This is a genomic window from Streptomyces sp. NPDC058239 (assembly GCF_042882185.1).
Classification (GTDB): Bacteria; Actinomycetota; Actinomycetes; order Streptomycetales; family Streptomycetaceae; genus Streptomyces.
Genome location: NZ_JBHVWS010000014.1, coordinates 46,891 through 63,614, shown reverse-complemented (window position 1 = coordinate 63,614; position 16,724 = coordinate 46,891). Strand labels below are relative to the sequence as shown.

General features: G+C 70.1%; 14 protein-coding genes. 7 read left to right on the top strand and 7 right to left on the bottom strand.

Annotated elements, in window-relative coordinates:
• Positions 1-27: 27 nt before the first annotated feature.
• Positions 28-1,323, bottom strand: coding sequence for a glycosyltransferase (locus tag ACFVYE_RS17825; RefSeq protein WP_383974317.1), 1,296 nt, complete (start codon positions 1,321-1,323; stop codon positions 28-30).
• 134 nt (positions 1,324-1,457) lie between these two features.
• On the opposite strand from ACFVYE_RS17825, the gene ACFVYE_RS17820 reads away from it, so the two are divergent.
• Genes ACFVYE_RS17820 through ACFVYE_RS17810 form a run of 3 tightly spaced genes read left to right on the top strand, consistent with a single transcriptional unit; the run spans position 1,458 to position 3,979 of the window.
• A complete protein-coding gene (locus tag ACFVYE_RS17820; RefSeq protein ID WP_383974320.1) occupies positions 1,458-2,738 on the top strand; it encodes a glycosyltransferase in 1,281 nt (426 codons plus the stop codon).
• Between the two features lie 7 nt (positions 2,739-2,745).
• Positions 2,746-3,405, top strand: coding sequence for a 4'-phosphopantetheinyl transferase family protein (locus ACFVYE_RS17815; RefSeq protein ID WP_389606255.1), 660 nt, complete (start codon positions 2,746-2,748; stop codon positions 3,403-3,405).
• A complete protein-coding gene (locus tag ACFVYE_RS17810; RefSeq protein WP_383976935.1) occupies positions 3,365-3,979 on the top strand; it encodes a hypothetical protein in 615 nt (204 codons plus the stop codon). Before ACFVYE_RS17815 ends, ACFVYE_RS17810 begins: the two co-directional genes overlap by 41 nt.
• A 37-nt stretch (positions 3,980-4,016) precedes the next feature.
• Here ACFVYE_RS17810 and ACFVYE_RS17805 read toward each other — a convergent pair whose 3' ends face one another.
• The 3 genes from ACFVYE_RS17805 to ACFVYE_RS17795 form a co-directional block, all read right to left on the bottom strand.
• The gene (locus ACFVYE_RS17805) at positions 4,017-5,660 is read right to left on the bottom strand and encodes an amidohydrolase (RefSeq protein ID WP_389606253.1); all 1,644 of its coding nucleotides are present in this window, start codon (positions 5,658-5,660) and stop codon (positions 4,017-4,019) included.
• 153 nt (positions 5,661-5,813) lie between these two features.
• Complete coding sequence (locus tag ACFVYE_RS17800; RefSeq protein WP_389606251.1) at positions 5,814-7,277, bottom strand: sodium:solute symporter; 1,464 nt, start codon at positions 7,275-7,277, stop codon at positions 5,814-5,816.
• The gene (locus ACFVYE_RS17795) at positions 7,274-7,495 is read right to left on the bottom strand and encodes a hypothetical protein (protein ID WP_383976927.1); all 222 of its coding nucleotides are present in this window, start codon (positions 7,493-7,495) and stop codon (positions 7,274-7,276) included. Before ACFVYE_RS17795 ends, ACFVYE_RS17800 begins: the two co-directional genes overlap by 4 nt.
• Positions 7,496-7,657: 162 nt before the next feature.
• On the opposite strand from ACFVYE_RS17795, the gene ACFVYE_RS17790 reads away from it, so the two are divergent.
• Together ACFVYE_RS17790 and ACFVYE_RS17785 are read left to right on the top strand one after the other, a co-directional pair.
• The gene (locus tag ACFVYE_RS17790) at positions 7,658-8,695 is read left to right on the top strand and encodes an Lrp/AsnC family transcriptional regulator (RefSeq protein ID WP_383976924.1); all 1,038 of its coding nucleotides are present in this window, start codon (positions 7,658-7,660) and stop codon (positions 8,693-8,695) included.
• A gap of 576 nt (positions 8,696-9,271) precedes the next feature.
• Positions 9,272-11,113: a protein kinase gene (locus tag ACFVYE_RS17785; protein WP_389606248.1), complete on the top strand. Its 1,842-nt coding sequence runs from the start codon at positions 9,272-9,274 to the stop codon at positions 11,111-11,113.
• Between the two features lie 337 nt (positions 11,114-11,450).
• Here the strand turns inward: ACFVYE_RS17785 and ACFVYE_RS17780 are convergent, their stop codons facing one another.
• The 3 genes from ACFVYE_RS17780 to ACFVYE_RS17770 form a co-directional block, all read right to left on the bottom strand.
• Positions 11,451-11,963: a GNAT family N-acetyltransferase gene (locus ACFVYE_RS17780; RefSeq protein ID WP_383976918.1), complete on the bottom strand. Its 513-nt coding sequence runs from the start codon at positions 11,961-11,963 to the stop codon at positions 11,451-11,453.
• Between the two features lie 685 nt (positions 11,964-12,648).
• Positions 12,649-13,329, bottom strand: coding sequence for a sigma-70 family RNA polymerase sigma factor (locus ACFVYE_RS17775; RefSeq protein ID WP_389606246.1), 681 nt, complete (start codon positions 13,327-13,329; stop codon positions 12,649-12,651).
• A gap of 136 nt (positions 13,330-13,465) precedes the next feature.
• Positions 13,466-14,257 carry a hypothetical protein gene (locus tag ACFVYE_RS17770; RefSeq protein WP_389606244.1) on the bottom strand — a complete coding sequence of 264 codons (792 nt, stop codon included), beginning with the start codon at positions 14,255-14,257 and terminating at the stop codon, positions 13,466-13,468.
• Positions 14,258-14,516: 259 nt separating this feature from the next.
• On the opposite strand from ACFVYE_RS17770, the gene ACFVYE_RS17765 reads away from it, so the two are divergent.
• Positions 14,517-15,644: a CynX/NimT family MFS transporter gene (locus tag ACFVYE_RS17765; protein ID WP_383972536.1), complete on the top strand. Its 1,128-nt coding sequence runs from the start codon at positions 14,517-14,519 to the stop codon at positions 15,642-15,644.
• Positions 15,641-16,720, top strand: coding sequence for a sugar ABC transporter permease (locus tag ACFVYE_RS17760; protein ID WP_389606242.1), 1,080 nt, complete (start codon positions 15,641-15,643; stop codon positions 16,718-16,720). Before ACFVYE_RS17765 ends, ACFVYE_RS17760 begins: the two co-directional genes overlap by 4 nt.
• Positions 16,721-16,724 lie beyond the last annotated feature (4 nt).

The following is a 16,724-nucleotide window of genomic DNA, read 5'->3' as shown; positions in this document are numbered from 1 at the left end:
GGCCAACCAGCCGGGGGCGGCGGGGCGTCAGCGCCCCCGCACCCCCTCGGCGTGGACCTTCTCCAGGACCCGGACCGCCGCCCCCAGCCCGTCCTCCGCGCCGAGCAGCGCGCCGAAGCGGGCGGCGGCGGCCGCGATCCCCGGGTCCGTCACCGCGTGCCGGATGTCGGCGGCGAGCCCCTCGGGGGTGAGGTCGCGCTGCATGACGGGGGGCGGGGCCACCCCCAGCCGGTTGAGGTGCTCGCCCCACATCCGCTGGTTCGTCTCGAACGGGCAGATGACCTGGGGGATTCCGGCGCGCAGCGCGTCGTTGTACGTGCCGGGCCCGCCCGCGTGGACCACCGCGCGCACCCGTGGCAGCAGCCACGCGTAAGGCACGTCCTTGACGGTGAGGATGTCGTCCGTGTAGTCGGTGACCTGGATGCCGCCCCAGCCCTCGACGACCACGGCCCGCTGCCCGGACGCCCGGACACCTTCGAGGACGACCCTGGCCGTGGCCTGCGGATCGGGGCTCAGGGTGCTGCCGAAGCCCACGAACACAGGCTTCTCGCCCGCCTCCAGGAAGCGCACCAGTTCGGCCGGCGGCTGCCAGCCGGGAGCCGCCGGCAGATGCCAGAAGCCCGCGGTGTGCACGGTGTCGGGCCAGTCGGCTGCGGGCGTGATCACATGCGGGCTGAAGATGTGCAGCACCGGGGTGGGGCTTCCGTCGGACCGGTACCGGAAGTCCAGGAAGCCGTCGCGGGGCGGCAGGCCGAGCGTCTCGGACCGCCAGTGCTCGATCATCGTGATCAGCTGCGGTGGAATGTAGCTGTACGGGTCCGCCCCGCTCTCGTCCACCTGGTCGCTGAAGACGTCCGACAGCCTGCCGAAGGCCGGGTACTGGCGGGAGACCACGAAGTTCGGGTAAAGCACCGCGAACACGTTCGGGATTCCCAGCTTCTCCGCGATCTGGGCAATCTGTTCGCGTGACGCCTGCGAGTGGATGATGATGTCGGCACCGTCGGCCGCCGCCTCCCACATGTCCTTGAGGACAATCGGGTAACGGTCCACCGCCTCCTGCTTCAGGGCGGCCCGCTGACGCTCCGTCTCCGGTGTCCGCCGGTCGCTCGTCCAGCGCAGCTTGCGGACCTCGGGCCTGCGCCACAGCGTGATGGACCAGTCGTCCAGACCGGCGAATTCCACGTCGTATGCGGCGGCGAAAGGAGCGAAGAGCCTGGGCGCCACCAGGGTCGCGGAGTGCCCGGCCCGATTCAGAGCATGGGCCAGGGCCAGATACGGCTGCACGTCCCCACGGCTCCCGTGGCAGTACACCAGAGCCTTCATCTCGGTCTCCTCCGCTGGTGGACGACATGGATCACGATCATGCTCATCGACCGCCACGGCACTGACAAGAGGCAGCTTCCCGCGTGCAGACAGCGTCCAGCCGGCCACGGTCCGGCGCCCCTAATGTCGCCGGGGTGAAGGTGCTCATCTATTCCCATGGCACGCGTGGCGATCTGCAGCCCTATCTGGCCGTCGCCCACGCACTCAATCGCGCCGGGCACACCGCCACCCTCGTCGGTCCGAGCGTTTTCGAACCCTTCGCGGAGTCTTACGGTGTGCGGTTCGCCCCGGTGACCGACGAAGGCGTGAAGCTGCTCCAGCGGCCGGACGTCCGCAAGCTGCTCCTCACCACGGACCCGGAATCCGAGGAATACCGAAAGGCCCGCGAGGCGATATTCCGCGAATTCATGCCCAAGACGTATCCCGTTCTGCTCCGGCAGCTCTGGGACGCGGCACGCGGTGGGGCCGATCTGCTGGTCCACTCGCACCATTCACGTCAGGTCATGCACCAGATGGCCGAGAAGCTGGGCATCCCGAGCGTGCTCGCCACGCTCTACCCCAACTTCGTGCCGTCCCGCCGCTACCCCGCACAGCTCGGCTCGCTGGAGGCCGGGCCGGACAATCTGGAGCAGCACGCCCGGGTGAACAGCGCTCCCCTCAATCCGATGCTGGCGGAGATGATCTCCACGTGGCGGACGGAGACCCTGGGGCTGCCGCTCCGCGACGACTACCTGGACTTCCGGCACCGCCCCGACGGCAGGCCCACCGCGGTCCTGCACGGCTTCAGCCCGCACGTCCTCGAACCGGCCCCGGAGTGGTCCGACTGGGTCCACACCACCGGCTTCTGGTCGCTGCCCGCCAACCAGCAGCCCTCGGCGGAGCTGCTCCGCTTCCTGGAGGCCGGCGAGCCACCGGTCTTCTTCGGCTTCGGCAGCCTCTCGCACGGCGATCCGGAGAAGACCGGGCAACTGGTGCTGGACGTGGTGCGCCGGACGGGCGTGCGTGCCGTGGTCGTCACCGGCTGGGGCGGCATCAGCATCACCGATCCGCCCGCGAACGTCCTGGTGGAGAGCGACGTCCCGTACGACTGGCTGTTCCCCCGGGTCCGCGCGGCCGTGCACGCCGGGGGCCCGGGCACCCTCAACGCGGCCCTCGAGGCCGGCATCCCCCAGATGGCCTGCCCCTTCCACAAGGAACAACTGATGTGGGGCAACCACCTGCGCGACCTCGGTGTCGCACCGGCGCCCATCCCGTACAACGACCTCACCGTGGATGAGCTCGTCCGGGCGGTGCGGCACACGATCACCGACCCCGGGATCGCCGACAACACCCGTCGCCTGGCGGAGAAACTCAAGGGGCAGAACGGAGCGGAGAACGCGGTGAAGGCGCTGGAACACATCCACCGGGAAGCCTGAGACCGGCGTGGCGCGTGCGGGCGCGACCGTGCTGTGGGGACCCACGGTCGGCGACTCACGCGCCGCGGCGCACACCGCCCTGCTCCGCGGCGCGACGATGCTGACCGGAGAGCCGGCCGACGCGTTTCGCCTGACGTACGAACCGGGCGGCCGCCCCCGCCTGGCCGGCGCCGCCGCGCCGCCGCACGTGAGCATCAGTCACGGCCGCGGTGTCTGGGCCGTGGCACTCGGCACCGCGGGGCCGGTCGGCGTGGACGTCGAGGCCGTACGGCCCGTCCCCGCCCTGCGCATGGCCAGGCGGTGGCTGGACGCCGCCGCCGCGGACTGGCTGGCGCGCGTCCCGCCGGCCGCGAGGCCTGCGGCCTTCCTGTGGCTGTGGACCCAGAAGGAGGCGATCGGCAAGGCGCGCGGCCGGGGGCTGCGCGGCGGAGGCCTCGGCCGGCCGGTGCCGGTCCCGGAGCGCTGGCCGCCCACGCCCGCGCGCGGCGGCCTGCCCGCCCTGCGGCCACTTGCCGACGATCCCGGGATCTTCTGTGCCGCCCTGATCGCCGACTCCGGACGGCAGGTCCTCGCGCTCGCCTCGGCCGCCCCCACGACCGTCGAACTGCGCGGACGCTTCGGACCCGGTGGCGGAGACCCGGCTGATCTTCGCCCCGCGCGAGGGTAGGCGCACGAAGGCCGGCCGGGGGCTGGGCTCCATGCTTCGTGAACTCTCGTGCGCGCACGGCACCAGCGATACACCCCTGCTCGGTGACGACATCGGCCGTAACCTCGACCGGGCCGTCGCGGCCCGGCCGGTGCGGCACGCACTCCTGGACGCCGCCGTCTCCGTCGGCCTGGACGAACCGGCCGCCCGTTGGACCGAGTTGAGCTGCGACGACTCGGTCAGCATCCAGTACACCCAGGGCACCACCGGCCTCACCAAGGGGGCGGGGCGAGCAGCGAGAGCCCCGGCCGCTGCGATGCATCCGTCCTGCTTCGGACTGGCGACGACGCCACGGCCGACAGCACAGCATCACGAACCCCTGCACTGCGGGGGAGTGGCACTCGACACCATGAGGGCTCTCGCGAGCAACGCGCTCGTTGACCACCGAGCGTGGGCCACGCGAGCACGGGTTGCGGCGGTGCAGAAGGTCATACGCGCCCTCACCCCCGCACTGGAGAAGGCGAAGAGCGCCCTCCGGTCGGCCGGGATCTTCTCCGGCACGAACAAGCGCGCCGCCGCCCAGAAGTGGCTGTGACCCACGTTGCCCGCCCCGTCCCGCGCCACCGTGGCGCTCACCCGTCGCCGTTCGACCAGACCTGACGGGCGCCTACCCACGTGGCGCGCACCGGAACGGCCGCGAGGGCGTCGGGGGCGGTGGCGAACAGGTCCTGCCCGAGCACGGTGAAGTCAGCCAGGTATCCGGGAGCGATGCGGCCCTTGAGGCGGGACTCGCCTGTGGCGTGCCCGGAGCCGGCGGTGTAGACGCTCAGAGCCTCACGGACCGTCAGGGCCCGGTCGGCGCCGAGGACATCGCCCTCGCTGGTGCGCCGGGTCACCATCGTCTGGAGGGCGAGCAGCGGCTCAAGGGGACCCGCCGGGTGGTCGGACGAGCCCGCGACGACGACGCCGGCGTCCAGAAAGGAGCGGTGGTCACTGACCCGTGCGGCGCGCGCGTCACCGTAGTAGCGGCGCAGCTTGGAGCCGTGCCCGTGGACGAACGCGCCGAACGGCACCGGGGTGACCTCTGCGGCGCGGATCCGCTGGACCAGCTTCTCGTCGACGAGGGAGCAGTGCTCGATGCGGTGGTTGATCCGCTGCTCGGGGTGGGCGGCGCGGGCCGCCTCAATGGCGTCGAGGACCTGGGAGACGGCCAGGTCGCCGTTGGCGTGCACGCCGACGCGCAGGCCCGCCGCGTGCAGGGCGAGAACTGCGTCGGCGAGCTCGGTCTCGTCCAGGAGCTGGATTCCGTTGTCGGACCCGGTCTCGGCCGGGTAGGGGTCGCGGCACAGGCAGGTGCCCCCGGCCAGCGCGCCATCCATGATGATCTTGACGCCGACGATGCGCAGCCACTCGTCGCCGAATCCGGCGTGCAGGCCCGCGTGGCGCAGGGCGTCCGCGTAGCGATGCCACAGGAGGGCGCCCACCCGCATTGTCAGCCGGCCGCGCTCACGCATGTGCTGATAGGTGCGCAATGCGGCCGGGGTGGTCACGGCGTCGCAGACGGAGGTGACGCCGGCCGCGTGGTAGGCGGTGAAGACGTCGGCCAGCGGTTCGAGCAGGGCTTCGGGCGCTTCCTGCGGCAGCAGGGCGGGTTCGCCGGAGGCACGGTAGAGCTGGTCGAACCAGGTCCGCTCGTAGAGCCAGCCGTCCAGTCGGCCCGTCGTGTCGCGGCCCAGGTCGCCGCCGGTCTGGGGGCCGCTGCCGTCGTGCAGACCAGTCAGCATCAGAGCCGCGGAACCGGCGACCGCCATGTGGAACGAGAAGTGGATCACCAAGACCGGGTGGCGGGTGGTGATCGCGTCGAGCGCGGTGCGGTCGAGGCGGCCGTCGGGGTCGGTGGCGGGGTTGTAGCCCTGGGCGACGATCCATCGGCCCGGTTCGGTGGCGGCCACTCGCGCCGCGAGCCGCTCCCGGGGGGTTCCGGCGCCCGCGCCCAGGTCGAGGCGGAGAGCGGCGTTGGCCACGTCCATGGGATGGCAGTGCGCGTCATGGAAGCCGGGCACCAGGTGGGCGTCGCCCAGATCGACGATCTCGGCGCCGGGCAGTGCCGTGTACGCCTCGGCTGCCTCGCCGACTGCGGCGATCCTCTCGCCGACGGTGGCGAGGACTCGGGTGTCGGCCTCGCCGTCCAGGGTGGTGATGCGGCGGGCCCGGACGATGCGAACAGGCGTGGGAGGGGCGACGGGGCCGTGCTGCCTGTCGGTCGCGGTGGTCATACGTTCGGTCTCCTTCTTGTTCCTCGTTCCCGTGCGGCTGGACATGTCTACGAGGACGGCGGCCGGAAGGGAACGAGGGGGCGGTGCGGTGGTGTGGCGACGACCGGCGGACGGTCGCTCGTGACGGTGCGTCTTCGGGAAGGGATTGCGAGGTCAGCGCACGGGTGTCGGGGCCGGCGCCGGGACCTCCCGCTCCTCCTCGGCGGCACGGCTGCCCCGCAGGCGAGAGACCGTCTCGATCACCACTGCCACCAGGACGTTGACCGCCAGGGAGACGAGACCGTGACTGACCGGACCGTCGTAGATGCCGCCGAAGGTCAGCCAGATGAGGACGGCCTCACCGGCGACAATGCCCGCCCCCGCCGACGGTGCGCTCAGCAACGGGCGTCTGGTCAGAGCGGCGGCCGTCGCCGGGGCCATCTGGGCGAGTCCGCTGTAGGTGAGCAGGAGCAGGTTGGCGAGAGCATCAGGCCGGGCGATACCCAGGACGAGGGCGACCCCGACACCGGCCACCACAGTGGTGTGGTTGACGATGAGAGCGCGACGGCGGTCTTGTACGCGCAGCACATTGCGGGCCACCATGGTCGACATGCCGAGCACGATGGCGGCGGCCGGGACCATGGCGGTGGCGGCCGCTGCGACGGCCACGACGCCCACGAGCCAAGCGGGCAGTGCCTGGGAGACCAGGGTGAGCAGGACTCCGTTGTTCCCGTTCACGGGAGCCGAGAGCGCGGTGATCGCGACAAAGCCTACGATGATCGGGATGGCCTGGGTAGCGCCGTAGACGGGCATCCAGATGCTGTTCTTACGCAGGGCGCGCTCGGAGTCGGCGGCCATGACCGCGGGCCAGCCGTGAGGCATCGTCATGAACAGCACGCTGAACAGACTGGTCAGCATCGCGGTGAAGAACCAGACGGTGCCGTGCGGGCCACTGTGCGGGACACTGAGCAGCTCACTGTGGTGGGCTCGCAGTTCACCGCCGAGGCTGCCGAGCCCGCCGTGAAAGTGGGCGGGGACAGCGACGAGCAGGACGATCAGGACGACCAGCATCAGGGCGTCCTTGAAGTACGCGGTCCTGGCGACACCGTGGATGCCGGACCACAACACGAAGGAAACGATGAGCACCGAGGCGAGGATCATCGCGGGGGTGCCGACGTTGTCCTTGCCGGTGGCGAGTTCGACGACCAAGCCGAGTCCGGTGATCTGCAGTTGCAGATAGGGCAGCAGGAAGAGCACGCCGAAGACAGCGGTAACGGTGCCGAGCAGGGGACTGCGGTAGCGATCGGCGAAGAAGTCACCTTGCGTGACATGGCCGCGCTCGCGCCCGATGCGCCACACGATCGGACTGATGACGTAGAGGCCGACGTAGGCGATGGGCAGGTACGGCAGGGCGTAGACGACCGCGACACCGGAGCTGAAGGCGAGGCCCGCGAGGCCCAGGAAGGTGAAGGTCGTGTAGATCTCCCCAGCCTGCAGAAACCAGGTGGTCAGGGCGCCGAAGTTACGGCCTCCGACGCTCCACTCCTCAAGATTGGCGGCGGGCTTGCGGCGGCCCATCATGCCGAGTAGGCCGATGACGACTATGCCGACGACGCAGACGACAAGGACGGTGCTCATCGGCGTTCCTCCTGGAGGTTTTGGGGGCCGGCGGCGAGCGCGGTGCGGCGCCGCTCGACGAAGGCGAGGGCAGGGGTCAGGGCGAGGACCCAGACGACGGACCAGACCAGCAGGGACGGCATGCCGAACCACAAGTGCGGTCCGTTGACAAAAGGCAGCCAGACAGCTGACAGCAGGGCCACTACAGGCACGGCGGTCAGCAACCACGGAAGGCGCATGGCGAACTCCGAGACATGTCGCGAGTCGGTGGTCGGCTGCCGAGAGACGGACAGCCACCGCGGCGGACGGCCGGCGGCCGTTGCCAAATCACACAAGGAGCTTGAAACTCCTGGAGTGCACCCCATGGATTTCTGCATAATTCATTCAGGAGAGATGCCACAGTGACCGATTCCGCCACCGGCTTGCTGGACGAGCTGGACCTGTCCCTGGTCAATGCGCTCCAGACCGCGCCCCGCGCGCCCTGGGCGCGGGTAGGAAGGGCCATCGAGGTCAGTCCGGTGACGGCGGCGCGGCGCTGGGAGCGGCTGCGCGCCCAGGGCCTGGTCTGGGTGACCGCGTACGGCGGAGCCTTCGTCAACCACCACCACTGTGTCGCCATCGTCGGCGTGGACTGCGAACCCGGCCGCATCCCAGCGATCTCGGCCGCGCTTGCCGAGCAACCGCAGATCGCCAGCATCGAGCACACAGCGGGCCACCACGACCTGTCCCTCAACGTCATGGTGAACTCGCTGGCCGACCTCTCCCGGCTGCACACCGAGGTCCTCGGGAGACTGCCCGGGGTGCGTGCCACCCACAGCCGGATCGTCACCCGGTTCTTCACCGAGGGCTCCCGTTGGGACATTCGCGCCATCAGTCGCGACCAGCGCGAGGCGGTCCGCTCCGGGGCGCCCCCTGCGGTGGGTGACGTCGATCCCGCACCGGCCGAGGCCGACCGGGAACTGCTGCTCGCACTCGGCGCCGACGGGCGCGCCGGATACGGCGAACTGGCCCGACGTACGGGAATGAGTGAGTCGACGGTGCGGCGCCGAGTGGCGTGGATGGTGCGCACGGGGGCCGCGCTGCCCCGCTGCGAGGTGGCCCACACCTACTCGCCGTATCCGGTGTTCGCCACCTTCCACGCGAACGTGCCCTCCGACGCGCTGGCCCGGATCGGCCCCGCACTGGCCGCGCTGCCGGAAGTGCGGATGTGCGCGGCGACCACCTCGAACCACAACCTGGTGATCAACAGCTGGGTGCGTTCCACCCCCGACGTGCTGCGCCTGGAGTCGTACATCGCCGAGCGCTTTCCGGAGATCGCTGTGGCCGACCGCTCCCTCACGCTCGGCAATCCCAAGCGCATGGGCTGGATCCTCGACGAGGCGGGGCGGGCGGTCCGGCACGTACCCATCGACCTGTGGCGGCGGCCGGGGGCCGGCTGAGCCCGCAGCAGCACCTCGGCTTCCCTCGGATGCAGCGGCGGGCGATCACCGCCTGGACCCGGCCCAAGGTCCACCGCTGATCTTCGAAGCCATGGGCGGCCGGGCCGTTGCCCAGTTCCTCCTCCAGCACTGCAAATTGGGCATCCGAGATCCTCGGCACCTTCGCCGGCCCGGCGGAACGCAGGGCGTCCGGACCACCCTCTCGCCGAGCTCGACGCCGGCGTTCCACCGAACGCTCGCTCATCCGCAAGTCTTTCGCGATCACCGCGGCTCCTTCACCCGCCGCGAACCTCTTGCCGGCTTTCCCCACCAGCAGTCCCTATGTCGGCGCCTCATCCCTGGGCTTGCCCGATCCGGACTGCCAAGCGGGTCGGGCGAAGTCAATCACTGATCATTTGGGGCGCCAAGGCGCCGACTGTGGGAGGCGAAAGGATCAGTGCTGCACTTCGCTGAGCCGCTCAGAACCGTCCCGCTCGTACAACGCGTCCCTCAACTTCACCAGGTACATCAACAACGTCTATTCTCATCCGAGTTACGCCGTTGACCAGGCGGGAAGAGCGGGGGAGTCACACCATCATGAGCGGTACGAACGGGGACGGACGCGACGAGCGGGACGACAGCGTCGACGGGGGTATCAAGCCGCTCGCGGTGAGCGACCCCGCGCGCATCGGGCCGTATCTGCTGCTCGGGCGGCTTGGTGCCGGTGGCATGGGGAGGGTGTTCCTCGCGCGGTCGGACAGCGGGCGGACCGTGGCCGTGAAGGTGGTGCACGAAGAGCATGTGTCCGACGAGCACTTCAGGGCGCGGTTCCGGCGGGAGATCGAGGCGGCGCGGAGGGTCGGTGAGCGGTACACGGCGCCGGTGCTCGACGCGGGTCCGGGCGACGAGCCGCCGTGGGTCGCCACGGGGTACGTTCCCGGGCTCTCGCTTGAGCAAGTCGTGCGGCTGTACGGGCCGTTGCCGGCCGCGTCCCTGCACACCCTCGCCGACGGGTTGCTGAAGGCACTCAAGGACATTCACGGCGTCGGGATCGTGCACCGCGACCTGAAGCCGTCCAACGTCATGCTCACCGTGGACGGCATGAAGGTCATCGACTTCGGGATCGCGCGGGCGCTCGAGACGTCCGTCGAGTCCTTGTTGACCAGTACGGGGATGGCCATCGGCTCTCCCGGGTTCATGTCGCCGGAGCAGGTGCGCGGGCAGCGCGCGGGGGTCGAGAGCGACGTGTTCACCCTCGGGTGCGTGCTGACGTATGCGGCGACCGGACAGCTGCCGTTCGGGCAGAGGGCCAGTAATCAGCACGCGGTGATGTTCCAGATCGTGGAGGGCGAGCCCGACCTGACGCGTGTCGAGGACGCCGCGCTGCGGGCGCTCATCGCCCGGTGTCTGACGAAGGGCATCGATCAACGGCCGACCGTCGACGAGCTGTTGGAGGACCCCGAGCGGCCGCGTCCTCGCGCCGCACGCGGGGCCTGGCTGCCTGCCGGCGTCATCGCGCACCTCGCGCAGCAGTCCGCACGGCTGCTCGACGCCGAGGCGGCGCCACTGCGGGAGGAGCCCGTGGACCTGGCGACCGTCGGGCTGCGGCCAAAGGGCGGGCCTCCCGAAGTCGTCCCGGCGGACAACGACATCGCGACGCGACGGCGGGAGGACGAACGGCGGCCCCGCCGACGTCGCAGGCTCATTGTTCTGCCCATCGTTGCCGTCATCACCGTCGGCGGCGGCGGCACGGTCGTCCTGCTCCAGCCCTTCGGGGGCGGCAGCGGGGACGGAACGCACGCCCAGCCACCGGGCAGCAGCGCGAGTGTCACTCCTGGTGGCAGCAACTCGCCGAGCGCGCCCAGCAGTTCACCTTCCAAGGGTGGAAACGGGAAGGACGGGGGCGACGGCAAGGGTAAGGACGGCGAGAAGGGGCAGGCCGGCGAGGACGGGCCGGATGGGCCGAATGCCCGGGAGAGCGGCAGCAGTTCATCCGATGGCGACAGCGTCCCCGGCAGTGGCGGCACCGGCGGCGCCACCGGCACCAGCGGCGGGTCCGGCTCTACGGGGTCGTCTGGCTCTTCGGGCTCGGACGGCGGAGATTCGCCCGCCCCCGGCGGCTCGTCCTCCGGCTCGCGGCCGCCCGCCATGACGAGTTACAGGGCCGCGTACACCAACTCCTGTGTTGGCGCGTGCGACATGCCGATCAAGGTGAGCTGGTCGGCGATCTCCCGAGCGACCAGGTATGACGTCCACTACACCAACAAGGGCAGCAACTTCACCGAGAAGAACGTCGACACCATCTATTCAACCGGCAGCACCAGCTACACGATCAAGGGTCCGTTCTCCGGTGACGAGATCTGCTTCACGGTGCGCGCGGCCAACAAGTACGGTGCCTCTGCCTGGGCGGAGACCTTTTGCGACACAGTGCCTTACTGACCTCGCTGTTTCGCTTGGGGTGACGAGGTGGACGCTGTGGGTTTCTCGGCGGCCCGCAGCCAGGCCACCTCCCGGGCTGCGGAGCACGGTGGAATACGCCGCCGTCAGCCCGGTCGCTTCGGCGAGGTCCGCCGGCAATCGTGCTCCGGCGTGCCCGACCACCCCCGACCCGTCAGTGGACACCACAAGCCGGGGCCGTGAACCGATGCCCGTCACGCAGAAACTGCCTTCCCCTGGCGACGACAGAACCCCTGGACAAGGTCCATCGTCCCAGCTCAGGAAGGAACTTCTGCGTTTCTACCCAACCCGCAGCCGCACCCCAACCGAAACGGCGAGGCTAGGAGGCGAGACTGCCGGTCAGTTTCCTTTCCCAGAACACTTCATCGCGCCATGCGCCGTCGGCGTAGAAGTGGTCATGGGCGATGCCCCAGGAACTGAATCCGTGCTTGCGGAGGATCGCCTGAGACGCGAGGTTCTCCAGTTGGGTGTGTGCCTCCAGCCGATGCAGGTTCAGCTCGTCTTCGGCGATCCGCAGCGCGAGGCCGACGGCACGGCTCGTGTGCCCGAGTCCCTGGTAGAGAGAAGAGACCCAGTAGCCGAGGAATCCCTTCTGGAACGGGCCGCGCAGGATCGAGCTGATGTTGACCTGCCCGATGATGGTCTCGTCGGAGACCACGACGCCGGGCCACGCGAGCCCCTCGCCGTGGGAGGCCAGAAGGGATTCGATGACCGAGGCTTGCCCGTCGGGCGTGTAGAAATCTGCGGGCCTCGCGGGCAGCCAGCGCGCATACGCCTGCTTGTCCCGGGAGAGCAGGCCGGCGAGTGCGGGGCCGTCGGAGGGCTCGATCAAGCGAATCAACGTGGAGCTCACGGTGTTCTGCTGTCCTGTCAGCTGCGGCAGTCGGTCGGTTGCTCGGGAGTCTTACGGGGGTCGCGCTCGATGCTCGGCTCAAGGATACGCCGCTGTCAGCCCGGTCGCTTCGGCGAGGTCCGCAGGCAAACGTGCTTCCGGCGTGCCCGGCCACCCCCGACCCGTCAGTGGACACGACAAGCCGGGGCCGCGAACTGATGTCCTTCACGCAGAAATTGCCTTCCTCTGGCGACGACGGAACCCCTGGACAAGGTCCATCGCCCCAGCACAGGAAGGCACTTTTGCGTTTCTACCGGCGATCTGTTCGTGTCGCTGGTGCAACGGCGCGGGTACTGGGGGTACTTGGCGGGTTGCCAGGCGCCGCGGGAGCGGAACAAGACACTGACCTGCCTGGCCGGGGCCGAGCCGGTGACCTGGGCCCAGCATCCGGCGGTGCAGTGGCTGCAGAAGTCACAGCGGGCGCAGGCCATCCGATGCTGACACTGTTCGAAGCAGGAGTAGGCGCACCAGCCGTGGAACCACACAGCCCCGCGTCGTTTCCTCTGGCGCTGCGACAACGCGTGTGCCCCTGCTGCCCAGATGCCGGATGAAGGGCAGCCCCGGCGGGCGCTGGCGCGGTTCATCTCTGCGCCAGCGCCCCGTGGAGCGTGCGGGCCTTGACTTCTCAGACAGCTGCGGCGACGAGTGCCGGCACTCGGCCACGAGAGATCGGTCGCACCGGCTCCCGGTGTGCGGCGGGAGTCTCTGCGTCCTTCAGCAGTTCGAGCAGGGTGCCGCGGGCCCGGGCCACACGTGAGCGGACAGTGCCGACGGGGCAACCTACGGCTGCCGCGGCCTCCGCGTAGGGGAGTCCGAGGAGTTGGGTGAGCAGGAACGATTCACGGCGTTCTGCCGGGAGGATCGCCAGGAGTTCGGCGAGTGCGATCCCGTCTTCGAAGCCCGGCAGGTCGCGTGGCTGTGTCCTCTCGGCGGCGGACTGCCAGTCGTCCCGGTCCGAGATTTTGGGTCGAGCGGCGGCATGACGGAGGCTGTCCACGACGGTGCGGCGGGCGATCGAGAGTAGCCAGGTACGAGCGGATGAGCGTCCCTCGAACCGGTGAAGGCTGCCGAGTGCGCGCAAGAACGTGTCCTGAGTGAGGTCATCGGCCGCCTGGGGGTCGGCGCTGAGGTGGGCCACGTAACGCCAGACGTCCCGGTGCAGGGCGCGTACGAACCGGTCGACGGCGTCGGGGGAGCCGTCGCGTGCAGCCAGTGCCAGTCGTGTCACCGGTTCGTCGGCGCTATGGGTATGACGTGATGTGCCGTCGTCGGCTGCGGCTTTGTGTGGCGGCAGGGCAGGGGGCATCGCCTGATGTCCTTCCAGGATCCGGGATCCGGTTCCGCGCGTGCGCGGGCCGGTGAGATGTACGGCACCGCTCGCGGGCGATGCCGAGTCCCGAGGCGTGCGGTGAAAGGACACCGGCACGTCGGGAAACCAGCTGTCAGATGACAGCGATCCCGGACGGTGGACCTCGCGAGGTGAGGGCGTGGATGAGGAAGAGCTGCCGCGGCGCGCGGGCTCCGTGGTCGCGGCGAGCACGGATGCGTGGCCGGTCAAGTGGTGCGGGTAGGCGGAAGAGCAGGTGCAGTGGAGCGGTGATCCACCCGGCGAAGGTGCGCAGCAGGCGGAAGGTGGCTCGTTCTCCGTAGGCGAGCCAGAGGCCGCACAGCAGGGCTGCCAGCAGGTGGGCGGCCAGCATCCCGGCCGGCGACATGCCTCCCATGGAGTGCCCTGTGGGCATGACCGTTGAGGGGTCGGTCATCGTCTGTATGCCGGCATGGGCGTGCTGCATTCCACCCGGCATGGCCATGTCTGTGGTACCGGGCGGTGGCTGGTGAAGGCGACTGCCGAGCCCGGCGTCGGTGACGATGCGTACCGCCTCTGACTCCGAGATCGAGGTGGAGCCTGTCGGACCGCAGAGCAGAGACTGGGCCCATTGCCGGGCGAAGGACGGAGTGTCGGCCACCGAGGGGTGAACGGCTGTCTGAGCCAGTGAGAATCCGGAGTGCAGCGCGGCTTGGGCGGCAACCATCATCGAGGTCACCGCGAAAACGCCGCGCTCACTGCCACTGAGGAACCAGGCCGTGGCGGCAGTCGCCGCGAAGGCGGTGGCCATGGCCCACCAGGGGACGGCCGTTCCTGACATGAGGACGTGGCCGAGGGCAGCGAGCAGCACGCAGGTCGCTGCGAACACCGCAGCGCGTACCGCGCGACAACATCGGCCTGGAGTCATGGCGGGCCCATCCTTGCATTCCTCCCTCGGTCGCCACGGGTGGGTACGCAAAGTGCGGGTGGAAGCGCTCCACCTGACGCTTGTGGCGCACGCCACATGAGTCGCCGGGAACTCCAGTGCCGTGCGGTCCGACTCCTGACCTGGCGACAAGGTGAACCAGCAGCGCGGGACGGAGACACCGGTGCGGACAGGGCGGGGAACATCGGCGGCCCCGGCGGCAGGAGCTGACAGACCGCTGACGGCGCTGCTCACCTGCGCCATGGCGTTCTCGATGCTGCAGCTTTTCCTCCTGGGAGCCCTCAGCCCGCGCCTTGTCGACGAACTGGGGATTTCCCCCTCGGTGCTCGGCCTGACGACGACGATCGGCTTCGGGACCGCGGCGATTCTTTCCCCTGTGGGCGGACGCGTCGTTGACCGGGTCGGCCCCAGACGATCAATCGTCGCCCTGCTTCTCGTGTCCGCCGGCGCGCTCGCCCTGATCGCCGCGGCGCCCGGCACGGGGTTTCTCCTCGGCGCCGTTGCACTTGGGGGTCTGCCGCAGGCGCTGGCCAACCCGGCTACGAACAAGGCGATCCTGGCTGCCGTTGTGCCGGCCCGGCGGGGTTCGGTGACCGGGATGAAGCAATCGGGTGTGCAGCTCGGGGCGTTCGTTGCCGGGCTGCCCCTTGCCGCGCTGGCCTCAGGGGTGGGTTGGCGTGGTGCGCTGTGGACTGCCTCCGGCACCGCTTTGGCCGTGGCTGTGTGGGCCATGCGTGCGCTGCCTCCCGATCCACCGGCAAAGGGGGCTCCGCTCCGCGCCTCGCTGGTGCCGCAGGGTGCCATTGCATGGCTGGCGGGATTCTCGTTGTTGCTGGGCTGTGGCATTGCTTCGGTCAACACCTATCTGGCGCTCTTCGGCGCCCAGGAACTCGGAATGAGTCCCTCGACGGCCGGTGCGCTGGTGGCCGTACTGGGCGTGGCGGGGATTGCCGGCCGGGTGGGCTGGTCGAAGCTCGCCCGGCCGGGGCGGGCCGAGTGGCTGCCGGGGTGGCTGGCGGCCGGTGCGGTCGGAGCGGCCCTCCTGCTGGCCGGTGCACTGCTCGTCCACACGCTGGCATGGGTTGCGGCGACAGCCGTCGGTGTGTTCGCCGTGTCGGGCAATGCCGTCTCCATGGTGCTGGTGATGCAGCGCGCCGCCCCCGGCCGTGCGGGGCAGGAATCGGCACTCGTCTCCGCCGGGTTCTTCGCCGGCTTCGCCATAGGCCCACCGGTCTTCGGCGTGCTCGCGCAAGCCGGCCACTACGGGCCCGGGTGGCTGCTGGTGGCCGCGGAGTTCGCGGCGGCCTGCGCTGTCGCTTTCGTATGGGCAGCGCAGGAGCGCAGGCAGCGCACGGCGGTTCAGGCGTGACGGTGGCGGGGGCCTGGGCCGAACACGCGCTCGCAGACATCCTGCACCGGGTCGGCGTGACCCGAGCCGAAGTCGGCGCAAGGTTCCCGCTGTTCGCCGACCCGGATACGGGTCGCTGGGAGACGACCGGCCGCGGATCGTGGACCGGCGGATTCTGGGCGGGGCTGCTGTGGCTGCGGGCCCGGTACACCGGTCACGAGGCCGACAGGGCCGTGGCCTCGGCCTGCACGGCGCGGCTGACGGGATGGGTGGAGGCTGATACTGCCACCCGCGGTCTGATCCTCTGGTACGGAACCGCCCTGGCCGTCAACGACCGGTCGGCGGACGAGCTGCGTAGCCGAGCTGCCCGTGCCTGCCTGGCCGCGCTGGAGCCCGAACAGGGGCTGGTTCCCTGGGGATCCGCGTTCGGTGGTCCCAGGCTGCTGGCCCGTGTGGACGGAGTGCCCGGCACGGTGCCGCTGCTGGCTTCGGCGGGAATCGAGGGCGCTGCGGCAGCCGCTTCCCATCTCCACCGGCATATCGATCTGTGCCGCGTCGATGGTTCTGTTGTGCCCGCCCTGAGGTTCGAGCCGGACACGGGCTGGCGGCCGTGCGACGACCCACCGCCCGGTTGGAGCCGGGGGCGGCCGTGGCTCTTGCTGGCCGTGGCCGACGCCCTGCATCAGCCCAGGACCACGCGGTGGAACCACCAGCGGCTGGAAGCGACGGCCGCCGGACTGGTCGCCGCCCGGACCGGGCTGCCACCGTGGGGTGTTCCGCCGGCCGACGAGGGACAACCGGACGGCCCGCAGGACACCTCGGCTGCCGCGATCACAGCGGTAGCGCTGCTGAAGCTCGCGCGCGTCCCGGGCCCCCGGGCAGCGGAGTACTCCTCCCGTGCACTCGCGATTCTGGACCACCTCGTGGCCTCGCATCTCAGCGGGCCGAGCGGCGCTCGGCCCGCCGGGATGCTGCTGAACGGCTGCTACGACGCCGGACGGTCGGTCGCCGTGCGCCACGAACTGATCTGGGGTGACTTCTTCCTGGCTCTCGGACTGGCCGCACTCACCGGACTGATCGACATCCGTACGGTGTAGATAT

What these genes read in the sequence shown, in the direction of transcription:
- ACFVYE_RS17775 (WP_389606246.1), bottom strand. Translation starts at nt 13,329, where the DNA reads ATGCCCCCTGCCCTGCCGCCACACAAAGCCGCAGCCGACGACGGCACA.
- ACFVYE_RS17825 (WP_383974317.1), bottom strand. Translation starts at nt 1,323, where the DNA reads ATGAAGGCTCTGGTGTACTGCCACGGGAGCCGTGGGGACGTGCAGCCG.
- ACFVYE_RS17765 (WP_383972536.1), top strand. Translation starts at nt 14,517, where the DNA reads ATGGCGTTCTCGATGCTGCAGCTTTTCCTCCTGGGAGCCCTCAGCCCG.
- ACFVYE_RS17785 (WP_389606248.1), top strand. Translation starts at nt 9,272, where the DNA reads ATGAGCGGTACGAACGGGGACGGACGCGACGAGCGGGACGACAGCGTC.
- ACFVYE_RS17805 (WP_389606253.1), bottom strand. Translation starts at nt 5,660, where the DNA reads ATGACCACCGCGACCGACAGGCAGCACGGCCCCGTCGCCCCTCCCACG.
- ACFVYE_RS17770 (WP_389606244.1), bottom strand. Translation starts at nt 14,257, where the DNA reads ATGACTCCAGGCCGATGTTGTCGCGCGGTACGCGCTGCGGTGTTCGCA.
- ACFVYE_RS17800 (WP_389606251.1), bottom strand. Translation starts at nt 7,277, where the DNA reads ATGAGCACCGTCCTTGTCGTCTGCGTCGTCGGCATAGTCGTCATCGGC.
- ACFVYE_RS17795 (WP_383976927.1), bottom strand. Translation starts at nt 7,495, where the DNA reads ATGCGCCTTCCGTGGTTGCTGACCGCCGTGCCTGTAGTGGCCCTGCTG.